Below are 15,006 nucleotides of genomic sequence, written 5' to 3' on the forward strand. Positions count from 1 at the left end.
TATTAGCCGATCAAGTTGTGGGCAGCAGCACGGCTACTTCAGTTCCATCCTCTCTTGTCTCGACGTCCTCGCCTTCTTCTGGAGTGTTACCGCTGTAGGCGGCCTTACCCATTGCCTGTTCGACTAGGGCGAGCAGGCGTTTCTGCCGATCTTCCATAAATTCTTTGAACTTGTCGGCACGGAGCAGGGCGGGGTCGATCAAATGTGATTGGAGATAGCTGTTCAGCCTATCTCTATGAATTGGCGGTGTGGAACTGTTTCCATGTTCCAGTTTGTGGAGATACTCGCTTGGCGCAACGCCGCCGATGATCCTGTTCGTACGATACGAAAGCGGGGTCTTGTTGATGATCGAATCGAATTCGTTTGGCTTGAAACCCTGTGTTTTGCACCATTCCTGTGGAAAGATGTGGTGAATATCCACATTCTCCCCGAAGAACACTGTATGATCGAATTTCTGGCCAGACCTAAAATCCTGCGCACCCTCTTTCATTAGCAGGGCATTCATGCCCTTATAGGCTGCGGAAAGCCGCATTCGCATGGTCTTCAGGCGGTCAGAGCGGAAAATGGTTTCACTGACTGTTGAAGGCTCAGGTCCGCCTTTCAACCAGTTGGGTACTTCCATGAAATCCTTGGCGATGCGCGTTTCAACAGCGGAGCCGTAAAGCTCACCAAACACTCCGTTCCAGTACCATTGGATCAGTTTTGTTCGATTGGCTTCGTGCTCCCAAGCATCCCCGATGTCGGCCAGGATCGCTGCTAGCGGAACGATCTGCGATTGATAGGGCAGATCAAAAATCCGGTAGATGTGGAGCATGTGTAGAAACTTGGCCGCTTGAATGAAGCCGCGTTCCACTTGTGTTTCATACTGCTTGTATGCTTCCAGCGGCAGATCCAGGAGAGCTTGCCGATTACCTGACACAGCGGGCAATTCCTTGCCTTCCTTGCCTGCCTGTTCGGCCGCGCGCCGCCGTTCGCGGGTGAAAAACAGCGAGATTGCCTGTAGGAAATCGGTGTTTCCGACACCGGCCAGAATTCCAGCATCCGAGTCCGCCGGGCGCAGGGTGTCGGCAAGCCGCTGGTATCGGCCCTTGATGCCGTCATCACCATACCAGTCCTTACGCAATTCATGGCCTGAGGCCGCATACATCGCCGTGACCAACTCGAAGGCGTCGAGAGCCTTGCCGCCCGTGTTTACCTTTTCGAACACCACGCAGACCGCCTCCTTGGACGTAGAGCGGTCAAGCGCAATTACCGGGACGCGGTACATCTTGAAGTTTTCGAGGACTTCTTTCTTGAAGGTGCGGAACTGCTCGCGCACAGCCTTGTGGTCATTGCCCGACCAGTGATCGTTGAAGCCGTCCTGCCATGCGTCCCAGTCGAATACTTGGCTGACCGGGAACATCAGCGCAGCGTATTCCTTGTCGGGCGAAGAAAGATCTAGGGTGACTTCGCGTCCAAAGTCCGTTCGCTCGATGCGATCTTCCGGCACACCAAGAACCGCTTCTTCGCGGTCTACCGTGTCGTCAATTGCTTTGGCAATATCGAGGTAAAACCAACGCTTCACACGCTTCTTCTTCGGTGTGACAGTCTCCACAACCTTGCCGCGCAATGTTACCTGATAAAGCGAGGTCATTCGCTGCTGGCCATCGAGCAGAAGAGATTGTGGCGCTTTTTGGCGGGCGGTTGGTGGTGCGCCCTCGACAGGGCGAGGCTTGAAGTTAACAGGGCCGCCCGTATCCAGCGACATGAGCGCGCCCACGGGAAAGGCACGGGAGATTGAGGCGATCAAGCTCTTGATGCGATCTTCGTCCCAGACCCAACTCCGTTGGAAGTCCGGTAGCTGGATAATACCCCGATGGCATTCATCAAGCAGCCGGTGAAGGTCGATAGGATTGGTCTGAAAAGACGCCCCTGCCATACTCGATATTCCCTTTGTTTAATCTGCAAGAATTTTGATGATACGGACAGCTAGTCGGGAATCTATGAGATAGCCGATACCCTGACATGACCGTTTATTCCTGCATGCCTGATGTCGATCTGCCACTTGTTGATGGCCCATTTTTATGAGGTAGATGGCTGCTGCGCTTGCGGCCAAGCCCAAGTAAGCCGCTATGTCTTCTGACTGCTGGCAGGCCATCCACAACGGGCAGGTGATATGATTTTTTTTGGACTTCTGCACGAACCAGCCATCCTCGGCAGAAACGGCGATGGCTGCGACAGAGGGCGGAGAATGTTTTCCTGTTTCTGAGTAAAACTTCTGAAGCACACCATTTTTTAGTGGATGCGTCGCCAGAAGCTTGCCTGAAAGATATTGCCGACCTCCCGCTGCTTGAGGTTATGGTTGCGGATGATTTAACCATGGCCTGAACCTGCACATTATTCTTTTGTGGATGACCTGATGTTTGGCTTTCTTTTCCGTTTCCTCAAGCTTTTCGACTCAAGTTCCAAGCCGCGGCGGGTCCACAGACCGGCCCCGCAGCCGTGGCAGCCCACCGTCCCTGTCGCAAGACCACCCAAGTCCCAGACTGATCGGATCCTGGAAGGCCGGTGTCATGTCATAGATGGCGACACGATCGTCATCGATGGCACCCATGTCAGGCTTGCCGGGATCGACGCCCCGGAACTCGATCAGCCCTATGGGCAGAAGGCCAAGTTCGCTCTGATTGCTCTCTGCAAGGGCAAGCGCGTGAAGGCGATCCTGACCGATGACATGACCTATGAGCGTGCCGTGGCGAGGTGTCTTCTGCCGGACGGAACCGATCTCTCGGCAGCGCTTGTGACGCAAGGCTTGGCGCTTGACTGGGCCAAGTTCTCGGGTGGGGCCTATCGTCATCTGGAACCGCAGGGCGTTAGGAAAAAGCTCTGGCGCGTCGATGCCAAGCACAAGGGGCGGCTCAAGATGGATGCCTGACTTAGATGCGTATAGCTCATTTGGAAGCAAGGCCCACCCTAGCTGACCCATGTCCGTAAAGGAGGCCGGTGCCTTGTCTGCTCAAGGCACCAGTTCTTCATGTTCTGAGAGTTGCCCTTCAATGATGTAGCGGCCGAGCAGATCCATGTTGGGAACACGGGCGTGCGTTGCTACCAAGCCCGCAATCGTGAAGTTCTCCTGTACATCTGTCTCTGGCACCAAGAGATATGACCAAGGCTTTTCGCCGCGTGGAATGCACACCTGTGTGGCGATGTGGCACCAAAGGCTTGCCGCATCCGCTTTGCGCAAGACCTCTGGGTCTTTCATGTCGGAGAGGCGCTTCACTTCGATGATGAGCTTGGCCGCATCTGTTTCTACGACAAAATCCGGCTGATAAGGCGAACCACTGGTATCGAAAATCTTGAATTGATTAGGGCCCGGTTTCATCCAGAGGCGCACTGACGGATCATTTTCGAGGACCACTGCCAATTTCCGTTCCGGATCGGAGTCGAACTTCGCGTATTGGTAGCACCCTTTAGTGAAGCCAGTGTAGATGTACTTCTTGATTTCCTGCTTCTGATCAGGCGGGGTTCTCAGGTCCCGTATAAAGCCAGCGCCTGCACTCTCGAATGCTTGCGGACGGAGTTCGCCAAAAGCGGAAGCGAGCGAAACACGATAGTTGGTCTGTTCCCGCCACATGTTCTGCTTCATCTGCGAGAAGATGTTCTCCGCCATGGCCTTTGCATGGCCTCGGATCACACTACGGGTCTGATCTTCGTCGCCTCCAAAGCGGTTACGGGTACTCACAACGGCTTGCTCCGCCAGGTCATAAAGGATTGCGGCATGGGCATCGTAATCCACTTCGGGAAAATCAATCAGCCGTGCAACTATGTGATCCTCAAGCCGGCTCGCAGTAGGCCCTTCCGCTTCCCCAGAAATCCTTGATGTTTTTTCTGTCCGCAGGGCCTGGATGAACAGCTCGCGGGAAAGCGGCTGAAAATTCCAGCTTTTCATGTCCACGTCGAAGCGACGGAAGCCGAAAGACACCTGCTGTTGGGGAGTGATCGTCAAGGCGGGGATCGCCAGTGTTCGCTCAACGAAGATGTTGCAAACCTCTTGCGCGACAGAGATCGCCTTTTCCTTTGTCATGCTATCGAACAGCCCGGGTTCGGTTTGGGCAGCCATTGCTGCTTCCGCAATTCGCTCAATGACCTTTGGATCCTTCAGATCTTTGATTGAGGATACCTGCTTGCTGACTTGGGGAAGGACGACGTCCAATACGGTCCTGGCAACCTTTAGCTCCTCAGGTGTTGTGATGGTAAGAGGGCTGTGGGGGCCGGGGGGAGTCGATAGTGCAGCAGCGGGCAGTACCGTGGGCGCCCCGTCCTTGCTTTCCTCCCCTTCTGTCACGGCAACTGTTGGTTTGGCTTTCGCCTCAGCCTGAGCCAGCATCTGATCCACAATGGAGGGGGCGGGAACTGACATCGGCTTTGAGGATGGGACATCACCTCCGTCCCCGATTGTCACCGTTTTCAGTTTGCGCGTGACCCCATTGTCTTCCTTGGCCTTCTCGATCAGGTCGTTAAACCGCTCATGAGCAATAACAGTCAGGGTATCTACCACGTCTACTCCTGTCCGCTTCCCGTACGGCAACCGCAGGCCGCGACCCAAAGTCTGTTCGGTCAGAATGTCCGAGGCTGAAGCGCGAAGCGGAATGATCGTGAAGAGGTTTGAGACGTCCCAGCCTTCCTTCAGCTTGTTGACGTGGATGACGATGTCCGTGTCCCCGGCCTTTTCAATGTTCAGTAGGCGCTGAGCGTTCTCGTCGCTTTCTTCTGCACCTTGCTTTGAATGGATCTCAGCCACCCGGCCCTTGTACCGGCCTCCGAAGAAGTCATCCGACTGGACGAACTCGTTTACCTGCCGGGCATGGGTGGTATCTTGCGTCACCACGAGCATGAAGGGTCGGACCACCTTCGCGTCGTTTTGGCGGGCATAGGTTTCCAAAGCGACCTTGACGTGCTCATGATAGTGCACGCCGTCTTCGAGCTTGATCCTTTCCAGCATCGCCTCGTCCACGGACTTCGGGTTAAAGTTCGCGCGCGTGCCCACCGCCGGCTCCTTGACGTAGCCATCCTCCATCGCATCTGGCAGATCATAGCGGTAGACGACGTTCCTGAAATCTTGCGATTTCGAACCAACCGACTTGGGGGTCGCTGTGACTTCAAGCCCCAGGATAGGCTTCAGCTCGGCAATAGCCTTGGCCCCGGCCGATCCGCGATAACGGTGCGCTTCGTCCATCAGCAGCACCAAGTCCTCCAGACCGGAGAGATAGGAGAAGTAGCTTTCTCCGATGTATTCCTGCAGCCGCTTGATCCGGGGGGCATTGCCGCCCCGCGCTTCCGAATTGATCTTGGAAACGTTGAAGATGTTGATGATCGCGCCTTCCTGGCCAAACAGGTCGGTCCCGCGCACGCCACGGCCTTCTTCGTAGTTCTCGGCGTTGACGATCAGGGGCGCATTGTGGGCGAAGGCCTCAATGCCGCGGAAAACATATTTTGGGCTTGACGGTTGGAAGTCCGCTAGAAGCTTTTCATAGATCGTCAGGTTCGGGGCCAGAACGAAGAAGTTCCGGCTTTTTCCAATCATATAGAGGTAGCTGATGAAGGCGCCCATCAGGCGGGTCTTGCCGACGCCAGTTGCCAAAGCAAAGCAGACGCTCGGGAAGTCGCGCTCGAAATCTTCGAAGGTGGCGTCTGCTAGATTGCCATACACCTCGCGGACAGCGGTACGCGCCATTTCGACATCAGTCGCCTTGTTCGGGTTAATAAGGGTGACGATGTCATCGAGCCGCCGCAGGGCTTCGGCCTGAGGCTTGCGGAGTGACAGGCGCTGCGTGATCTGAAGGACGGCACGTTTCGGATCCGTGGTCTGCATGGCTCAGTGCTCCTCTGCGCCAAACAGATCGGGAGTCTCTGCGGCTTTGGTCTTGGCCGATTTTTTCGGCGCGGAAGTGTCATCGAGATCGTAGTCACCCACTGCCGTAGGCAAGGCATTGATCTTCAGGGAATAGTCGTCCTGGCCCCATTCGCAGCGATCAAGCACCACGCGCGGGATCTTCTTCAGCGTCAGGTTTGTAAGATTTTCACCTTGGGCCTCATAGGCCATGCAGCAGATCAGTAGGCTCCGGTCCTCGCCAACCTCATCCGAGATGGCGCGAAGCTGCTCGAAGGTCAGGCTGGCCGTGGTCACATAGATGAAGGCATTTTCTGATGCCTGACCATGCATCCAATAGGCTTCGGTTGAGGGCCCATAGACATAGTTGAAATGCTTGCACATGGCCTCGGTGAGCATTTCAGCGTTGTAGTCCTTGCTGATGACCCATCTGCCCCAGACATCTTTCTGAAGCAACGAAGGTGCCAACCGGAGGAAGCGGTAACCGCCACCGCCTTTCCAGTTTGTTGCTTCGGTCACGCCACCCTTGTCAGTGCCATCGATGACCTTCTGCATACGTGGGACGATATGGGTTTTCGCGTGCTCGCCCAACTCTACCATAATCCAGCGGCGACCCATCTTATGCGCGACCGCGCCTGTGGTGCCAGAGCCTGCAAAGCTGTCGAGAACCAAGTCGCCCTCTCGGGTGGCAACATCCATAACTTTTTTGATGAGCTTTTCAGGCTTTGGCGTAGAGAACCAATCCGACTTTGACCAATCAGGGAAAAGCTTCTTTTGCTCAAACTTTGCTTGTCGGTTGTGTCCGGTCTCGTCCAAGTCGATCCAAAGTGAAGAAGGGGGGAGGCCCCCTTGCTCCCACAGATAGGTTCGTCTTCTGATACCTCTTCCATCCGGCGTAAATCTAATTTCACCGGATGCCATCTTTTCATTCATCGTCTGAGGAGACCATCTCCAACCATTAGCGGGTGGCTTTATGGTATGACCTTGGGGTGATTTCAGATTGAAAACTAGGTTCTCGCGATATGCGGGAGATCCTAATGGATTGCCATCAAACCATGGGCCTCTAGGATCATTGTCTGGATTCTTGAAATGCTTGTATTTCTCATCTTCCCCTCGCAACTTATTAGTCAACCACTCCGGTGATTTAGAGTAGACAAGAATATGGTTGTGATCCGTTGAAAACTTCTTTGCATCGTTGTTGCTGTTATCCGATGATTTCCATATCAAATTTGCTACGAAGTTGGATCGTCCAAAAACTTCGTCACAGATTACCTTGAGGTAATGAACCTCGTTGTCGTCAACCGTAATCCAGAGTGAACCATTTTCAGACATGAGATTGTGCAAAATCTCCAGTCGGTCACGCATCATTGTTAGCCAGAGCGAATGCTCTAGTCCGTCGTCATAGTGTTCGAAGGCTGACCCGGTGTTGTAGGGTGGGTCAATGAAGACGCAATTCACCTTGCCACGCACCGCTGGATCAGTTTCGAGCGCTTTCAACGCCAGCAGATTGTCGCCATGGATCAGCATGTTGTCGAAGATATCGCCCTCCCGCCGCGTCTTGGCGTAATGCGAAAACTCTGGTTCTTCGATCAGAATACGAGGTTCCAGCCGCGGGCGGTTGTCCTTGCCGATCCAGGTCAGCTCAAGTTTGGTTTTGGCGGCCATCAGGCAAGGCTCCATCGTGCAGTAAACAGTGTCGTCATTTCGGGGATCAGGTTTAGCTGATCTGCGATCTCGTCGAGCATGCGCTCTCGCTCATCGTCGATCTCGCGCAAGCGGGTGTAAAGCTGGTGCTGGAGGTCGTCCACCTGACGCTGCAAGGCCTTTGCCTCGCGTTGCAGCGTAACCTTCTCTTCAAGGGCCAGCGTGGCCCGGGCAAGTTTCTTCTTCTCAGAGGCCTCTCTGTTCAGCGCCTTGATCTGCTGATCGAAGGACACCTTGGCGTCTTCGCGCCAAGCATCGAGGCGTTCCTCTTCTTCGTTGAGGAAGGAGCTGAGCCGTTCCTGAGCGACCCCGACGATCTCGGTCTGTCGCATGTTAAGGGCATGGGTCAGGTCTGTCTCGGGCAGGCTCTCGCCCTCCAACCCCGAAGTTTTTGCGGGAACGTAGAGCATCCGGGCAGCAGTTTCTGAATCGATCGTCACGCCGGCATCGGTGAAGGCGGCGATAACCAGTTCGTCATAAACCTTGGCCGGGGTTTTCAGGCGAACCCGAGCCACACGCATCCAGCCCGATTGTCCCCTGAGCAGAGCCACGTCGCCCATGTTGCCCTGGTAGGCACTATAGTCGAAGCGCAGCGTGACGGGTGCCAGATCGCGGGTCTTCGCCTGCTGGATCAGCCGATCCGCCAAGCCGTCATCGCCCAGCCGAAAGAAGCGCCAGCCGCGCTCATCGGCTTCGGGCCATTCGGTGGACCAGGTCTCGCCCGCATAGTCGAAACGCTGCGCATGGTCATGGTGGAAACTGGCTTCTGGCAGCTCGGCACGCACCATGCCGAGAAGTGCGCGCTTGAAGTCACCAATGGCGGAATGAACGGCCTCTTTCCGGCCCAAAAGCCGTTCAATGACCTTGTCATCCATCTCAGCCAGCAGCTTGTCGCGGGCATTTTTCTTGGCCTCGTCGATCTCGACGCTAAACTCTTCCTGAAGGCGGTCGAAGGCTGCATCGATCTGTTCGGTCGTGCGGCACGACTGAACGATGTCGAGGATGCGCCGCTCGATGTCGACACCGGACTCAATGACACCCAGGACCTCGTCGGACGAGCCGAAGACGCCTTCGAAGAGCTTGAATTTTTGTTCCAGAAGCTGATGGATGCGTGCTTCCGCATGGTTCTTCCGGTTCAGGAAGTTGATGACGGTTACGTCGATCTTCTGGCCATAGCGGTGGCAGCGACCGATCCGCTGTTCGACCCGCTGCGGGTTCCAGGGCAGGTCGTAATTGATCAGCAGGGAGCAGAACTGAAGGTTGATACCCTCGGCTCCGGACTCCGTCGCGATCAGGATCGTGCGGTCGTTGCGGAAGGCATCGACGATGGCAGCCTTCATGTCCGCAGACTTCGAACCTGACACGACACTGGAGCCGCCATGCTTCTGCAGCCAGGTCTGGTAGAGCGCCTTGCTATCCGCATCTCCGTTGGACCCGTTGAGTAGAACGGTTTGCCCGGCAAAGCCGCTTTGTTCGAGCAGATCGCGCAGATAAGTCTGGGTACGGACGGATTCCGTGAAGATCACGGCCTTTCGCTGCCCGCCTTTGGAAGCGATCTCATCGAGGACATTCGAGAGGCAATCGAGAAGCGCCCTGCCTTTGGCGTTGTCCGAGATGGAGGCGGCCAGATCCCGATACTGCGTCAGGCGCTTGATTTCAGCTTCTAGCTTTGCCGGGTCAACACGTTCGGCGTCTTCGCTGTCCTCCTCGACTGCGTCCGCTTCAGAGCCTGACCCCGCGTCCCGCCATTCTTCGGCCTGGTCACTAAAATCGTCCAGGTCATCGAGCGTCTCCGGCCCAATGACACGCTTCGCCTCCAGTCTGCGGATCATCTTGTCCAGCGTCTGCATGACCGCAAAGGACGAAGATCCAAGGATCTTGCGCAGCATGAGCGTGACGAGGTGACGGCCGTTCTGTCCGAGAGCGATGGTGTTGGGATCTTGCAGATATTCCGAGACCTTTTCGTAAAGCTCGGTTTCCAACCGTCCTGGGGTGAAATCGAATGTCTTTGGGAGCCGGTTCGTGTAGTTGATCAGTCCGGCCCGCTGGACCTGCCGGCGCAGCGTGCGCTTGCACACAGGCTCCAGGCGCTTTGCCAGCAACGCGTGGGAGGCAAGCCCCTCTCGCCCACCAAATTCACTCCTGAAAGCCTGCTCGGAGCCGAAATACGTCTCATCAATGATGCTGATCAGCCCATAGAGCTCCATCAGATTGTTCTGGAGGGGTGTCGCTGTCAGAAGAAGTTTCTGTCGGCCGGCAAGAGCCTTGCGCAGGATCGAAGCCCTGGAATTATCTGCCGCCTTGTAGACGTTCCGAAGCTTGTGAGCTTCGTCGAAGACCACAAGGCTCCAAGGCGTGCGCCGTAGGGTATCCGCAATCCGAGCCGCATACTCGTATGAGATGATGATTATTCCCTCGCCCCTGCCAATGGGGTTCGGGGTGCCTGCCTTTTCAAGATCCTTGACGCGCTTCGCATCCAGAATGAACGACGGAAGGGAAAACTTTTCATGGAGTTCGGTAGCCCACTGTTTGCGCAGAGAGGCAGGCACGATCAGAAGGATGTTTCTTTCTCGCTCCCACCACCGTTGGCTGATCACAAGGGCAGCCTCGATGGTTTTTCCAAGGCCGACTTCGTCAGCCAAGAGAACGCCCTTCGAAAGGGGGGAGCGGAGTGCAAACGTTGCGGCGTCCACCTGATGCGGGTTGAGGTCTACCTTGGCCCCGGAAAGCGACTGAGCCAGTGCATCCTCTTCGTGGATGCCCTCCGATGTCAGGTGATGAGCAAAAAATTTCGATTGATGTGTAGAGAACTGAAATGACAAGGAAGCTCGCCCCAACTTGAATAAGATCAAAGACGACGTTTTGTCTGGCCGGTCAAGCGACGCTTGGAATTCACTTCACCTGCCCGAATGGACAAGTTGCCGTCTGCGTCATGTACAGACAAAACATGCTCATCAGCCGGGCGGCACCTGTGTTGTTTTCATGTTCCCGAGTGCTTGCCGCCCGGCTGGAAATTCCAGCCAAGGCCACGCTTCCTGCGGGCCAACCTATGCCGGACCAGCAGCCTATCCCCAGCTTTCTGCCCCTGCGATGATCCGTAGTCCTTGACGATCAGGGACATATCGGAACTATGGCCCATGTTCACGGATTGTTCCAGGCCATGTCACTTGATCTTCATCCCCTCAGCGTCACGCTGATCGACCGCGACATGCCGCTGGCCGCCATTCAGGTGCCAGCTGGTTTTCCCTCGCCTGCGGCGGATGATCTTGAGGATACGGTTGACCCCTTCAAGTGGGTTGTCCGCCATGAACACGCCACCTTCTGGTGGCGCGTCTCGGGCGACAGCCTTGAGGCCGAGGGCATTCTGGACGGGGATCTGATCGCCGTGGATCGTGCCGGGCGACGGCGCAGCGGGCGCATTGTCCTGGCGTTGGTCGATGGGCAGATCACCGTCAAGAAGCTCGCCAAGCGCGACGGCCAGTGGTTCCTGGACCCGCGCGCCCGCAGCGATGGCTACCAGACCATCCCCGTGACTGAGACCACCGAGATATGGGGCGTGGTGGCAGGCGTGGTGCGCCGCCTGCCCGTCGAATAGGGCGATGCTTGAGGCGTCCGAAAAGCCGATAGCCCTGATCGACTGCAACAACTTCTATGTGTCCTGCGAACGGCTTTTCGACACGAAGCTGCACGGCATCCCCGTAATTGTTCTCTCGAACAATGACGGATGTGCGGTGGCCCGGTCCGACGAGGCGAAGGCGCTTGGGATCAAGATGGGGGCGCCAGCCTTCAAGATGCGCGACTTCATGGAACGGCATGGCGTAAAGGCGCTGTCGTCCAACTATACGCTCTATGGGGATCTTTCCGCGCGCGTGACCCAAGTCCTGCACGGCTACTCGCCGCGCTTGGACGTGTATTCGATCGACGAGACATTCGTGGACCTGTCCGGCTTTGGCGAGCGGATGGAGGCGCACGCGTCCCGGATGCGCCAGGCGGTGCGAACGCAAGTGGGCATCCCGACCTGCGTGGGCATCGCGCCCACAAAGACCCTCGCCAAGCTGGCGAACTATGCGGCCAAGAAGAACCCGATCTTCGGGGGCGTCTGCAATCTGATGAACCCTCAGGTCCGGGACTATGTAATGGACCGCATCCCCATTGGGGAGATATGGGGCGTCGGACCGGCAACCGAGGCCAAGCTGATCGCCCAGTGCGCGCGATCCGCGGCTGCGCTGCGCGACCTGCCGATGGCGCTGTCCCGCAAGATCGGCACGGTTGTTCTTGAACGCCTGGTGGCGGAGCTGCGCGGCATCGCCTGCATCGACTTCGAGGACGTGCCGCCGCAGAGAAAGGGCATGGCCGTGACCCGATCCTCGGGCACGCCCATGATGACATTCGATGTGCTGGCGCAGGCGGTCACCGCACATGCCACCCGCGCGGCGGAGAAGCTGCGCCAGCACGAGCTTGTCGCCGGAACGCTGACGGTGTTTTTCCACACCAACCCGCATAAGCCGGACCGCCCGCAACACTCTGCCTCGCGCAGCGTGCGCCTGCGGCCCATGTCCAATCACACATTCGACCTGGTGGACGCCGCCGTCTCAGCCGCGCGACGAGGCTGGCGCGGCGATCCATCCGGCAACGGCTGCGGTTATACCAAGGCGGGCGTCATTCTCGATGACCTGCTACCCGGGGCCGACCGGCCGGCCATGCTGTTCCAGCCTGACCGGCCGCGTGATGCGCGCTTGACGGACGCGCTCGATGCGATCAACGACCGCTTCGGCAAAAAGACGATGGTGCTGGCGCGCGAGGGCTTTGCCGGTGAATGGCGCTTGCGTGCCGATCACCGCTCGCCCCGCTACACCACCAGGATCAGCGAGTTGCCGACCGTGCGGGTATAGAGGGCGGATGAGGAGCGTCTGCTTTGCAGACCATACGGTCGTTCGCTGCTTCAGCATCCTCAGCTCTCATCCGGCCGTCCAGATTGACCTGAAGGGAGGAAGGCGGTTAGTTAGGGAGCTTCAAACGCTCACGATACACACCAATACGCTTCCGCGCACGATCAACCACATCATCATAATGCAACAGTTCAGAATACAGTTGGCCGATAGCATATTGGGACGTCGGCTCAATAATATTATCAGTATTGAACCACCCCTTCCCTCCCGGAAGTGGCTTGTAGCCCCGTAAGCGAATAGTGTTAATCGTATCCCCGATAAGGTATCCGTAAAATTTCTTCAACTTACCCTTGGATTTTGCAGCGAGAATAGATGCGTATTCCATTAGGTCGTTGTCGTGATCATCTAGGCTCACACCAGGCGCCTTAAACTCTACGATCACCACAGAACCTTCCTCGTGAAATAGGGCAATGTCGGGCCGACATGCCTTGTTATCGTCCGTAGTGCGAGCTAGCAGCGAATCGATTTGTTCGTCGATATCAGCTTCGAATAGAGTATCATTGCCCCACTTGATCTGGCTAAGCGGCTTGTCCGAGGCGATGTAGTCGTAATAGTGATACTCTTCACTCAAGAGCCAAACATCATGGTCAGTCACTTCACAACTATCCTTCCGCATAGGGAAGAATATGTTGTGAATAAGGGATTCATTGTTCTTGCGTTTTCCGTGCTTCAAGTCAGTTTGCACTTTCAGCAGCTCTTTAACAGCCATATCCAAAACTTCGATCATAGTGGATCGCCGCACTACTAACTGCGAAAGGTTGGCCATATCCACAGTTTTCAGGGATGCCGTAAACTGCCAAGATATGTAGTCGACTTTGCGCCGAAATTCATCACTATCAGGCTCAAGTTGCTCGATTGCTTCTTTCATCGATAACAGGCTGGCAGTTTCATCCACCACCTTATCCTGCAAATTCTTTAGTGCACGCTTTGCTACACTAGATGGCGTGTCACCGAACGTAACTCGTGTATTCGAGTGGGACAACATTTCTTCCGACACCCCGAAATTGTGACCAACTTCAGACACAATCTTTTCACGAGACCAATCAGGAGGAGTTATTAGTTCCTGAACCTTGTCATCTAGCTTGGCGTAAATGTCTTCGAAACTTATCAAAGAGCCATCGAATAGGTCAGCACTTCCGTTCTCTTGCGGAATTTTATCAAACCCGTCCCTCTGTTCATTCACGCCTTCATCAAGTAAGGCTCCTTCGATAAGAATTATGTGATAGCAGCCTTGGATTGCGTTGTTCTCGATTGATTTAGCCCGAAGGTACCGCTTGGTTATATCTTCCGCGATTGCAGATTTAGCACACAATCCGACGACGTTTTTCGGCAAAGGGTACGTGCGCTCATCAAGCTTGTAGTGCGTCACGGTCAGCGACGCGTGAATGGTCTGATCGCCCTCTACATGAACAACGTCTAGACTGCTTACTGAGGTGTGCACAGGTATGTCAGTTGCGTTCAAGACCGCGCTCGACTTCACGTCTTCCAGATCGCTCTCAAATTCAATTTGAAAATCCCCCAAAGCCTCTCTGAGACTCACAAATCTTTGCAGTGCGCTGAACAGAACATATTGCTTAAGCGCCGCGGCTTTAAACCATTCATGAATGAACGAAACCGTGAATAACGTATCTCGAATCTTTGGTAAAACTCCAGAAAGTTTCACACTCGTTCCAAGCTCACCATTATCACGCTGATCAATTTGGAAATCGGTTTCTTCAAGCTCTTTTCTGTTTTCTTCAGCAGGCAAGTATACGTAATAATTATTGCCATTCTCTAAATACGTAGAAGATAATGATAGCTTTGAGAAATGGTGAAAAAATTGAACTCGCCCCGCTCCTTTACAGTTTCCAATGCCTGGAATACTTAGGTCATCTTTGTACGATGTATCTTTAGTAAGAAACGCCTTCAGCTGATCCGGCCCAAGGCCACACCCATTGTCCAAGCACTCGATTTCCAAATCGTATTCATGACCGAGCAAGTCGATTCTTTTTGCCTGGACCGAAAACTTAATTTCGAGATTTAGATCGCCCTGTGTGGTCGCGCGCCTAATCAAGAAGGCATCAATAGAGTTTGCTATCAACTCATCAACGACGACGAGGGCATTCTTGCTCTTGCGAGTGTTTTTGAGGCTGCCTCGGATGTCCAAAGTCATGATCTAGCTTCAATACCTCGCTTTCTTCTGTAAGTACTTATCAGTGCTGGCACTCACTAGGTCAATCTCGCTGGTCATGTTCAGGGCAACGGGTTGCCTGGGCTTTCCTCGAATAAACAGGGCGTCCCCCTTCGGGTCGCGTCCCCGGTTCCGGCCGGCGAGCCGGCCTCCACCCGAGTTGGTCAGGGCGATGCTCCCGGCTGCGGCGCGCGGATGCCTGTCTCGTCCCGAGCCAGTCCCTCGCCCGCCGGTCCTGGTCGCCCTGCCCTGCCCATCTCGTCCCTTCGGGCGGGACCGCTGACGCGGGCCGTGAGCCCGGTTGTCCAGCCTCGCGT

At 55.5% G+C, this 15,006-nt stretch carries 9 protein-coding genes; 3 read left to right on the forward strand and 6 right to left on the reverse strand.

Annotated elements, in window-relative coordinates:
* Positions 1-10: 10 nt before the first annotated feature.
* The gene (locus AAIL68_RS14270) at positions 11-1,918 is read right to left on the reverse strand and encodes a DUF262 domain-containing protein (protein ID WP_347140421.1); all 1,908 of its coding nucleotides are present in this window, start codon (positions 1,916-1,918) and stop codon (positions 11-13) included.
* Positions 1,919-1,936: 18 nt separating this feature from the next.
* Positions 1,937-2,266 (reverse strand): hypothetical protein, encoded by a 330-nt coding sequence (locus AAIL68_RS14275; RefSeq protein WP_347140422.1) that lies wholly within the window; start codon positions 2,264-2,266, stop codon positions 1,937-1,939.
* Between the two features lie 120 nt (positions 2,267-2,386).
* On the opposite strand from AAIL68_RS14275, the gene AAIL68_RS14280 reads away from it, so the two are divergent.
* Positions 2,387-2,911: a thermonuclease family protein gene (locus AAIL68_RS14280; RefSeq protein WP_347140423.1), complete on the forward strand. Its 525-nt coding sequence runs from the start codon at positions 2,387-2,389 to the stop codon at positions 2,909-2,911.
* A gap of 81 nt (positions 2,912-2,992) precedes the next feature.
* On the opposite strand, the gene AAIL68_RS14285 is transcribed toward AAIL68_RS14280, so the two are convergent.
* The 3 genes from AAIL68_RS14285 to AAIL68_RS14295 are packed head-to-tail and all read right to left on the reverse strand — an operon-like array spanning position 2,993 to position 10,422.
* Positions 2,993-5,848, reverse strand: a complete 2,856-nt coding sequence (locus tag AAIL68_RS14285; protein ID WP_347140424.1) for a DEAD/DEAH box helicase family protein — start codon at positions 5,846-5,848, stop codon at positions 2,993-2,995.
* 3 nt (positions 5,849-5,851) lie between these two features.
* Entirely contained in the window at positions 5,852-7,531 is a 1,680-nt protein-coding gene (locus tag AAIL68_RS14290) for a site-specific DNA-methyltransferase (protein WP_347140425.1), read from the reverse strand.
* Complete coding sequence (locus AAIL68_RS14295; protein WP_347140426.1) at positions 7,531-10,422, reverse strand: SNF2-related protein; 2,892 nt, start codon at positions 10,420-10,422, stop codon at positions 7,531-7,533. Before AAIL68_RS14295 ends, AAIL68_RS14290 begins: the two co-directional genes overlap by 1 nt.
* Positions 10,423-10,730: 308 nt before the next feature.
* Between AAIL68_RS14295 and AAIL68_RS14300 the strand changes: the two genes are divergently transcribed.
* Both AAIL68_RS14300 and AAIL68_RS14305 read left to right on the forward strand, forming a co-directional pair.
* Positions 10,731-11,165 carry a S24 family peptidase gene (locus tag AAIL68_RS14300; RefSeq protein WP_347140427.1) on the forward strand — a complete coding sequence of 145 codons (435 nt, stop codon included), beginning with the start codon at positions 10,731-10,733 and terminating at the stop codon, positions 11,163-11,165.
* A 4-nt stretch (positions 11,166-11,169) separates the two neighbouring features.
* The gene (locus AAIL68_RS14305; protein ID WP_347140428.1) at positions 11,170-12,462 is read left to right on the forward strand and encodes a Y-family DNA polymerase; all 1,293 of its coding nucleotides are present in this window, start codon (positions 11,170-11,172) and stop codon (positions 12,460-12,462) included.
* Positions 12,463-12,568: 106 nt separating this feature from the next.
* On the opposite strand, the gene AAIL68_RS14310 is transcribed toward AAIL68_RS14305, so the two are convergent.
* Complete coding sequence (locus AAIL68_RS14310; protein WP_347140429.1) at positions 12,569-14,671, reverse strand: hypothetical protein; 2,103 nt, start codon at positions 14,669-14,671, stop codon at positions 12,569-12,571.
* Positions 14,672-15,006 lie beyond the last annotated feature (335 nt).

This window comes from Paracoccus sp. SSK6, from assembly GCF_039770665.1.
GTDB lineage: Bacteria > Pseudomonadota > Alphaproteobacteria > Rhodobacterales > Rhodobacteraceae > Paracoccus.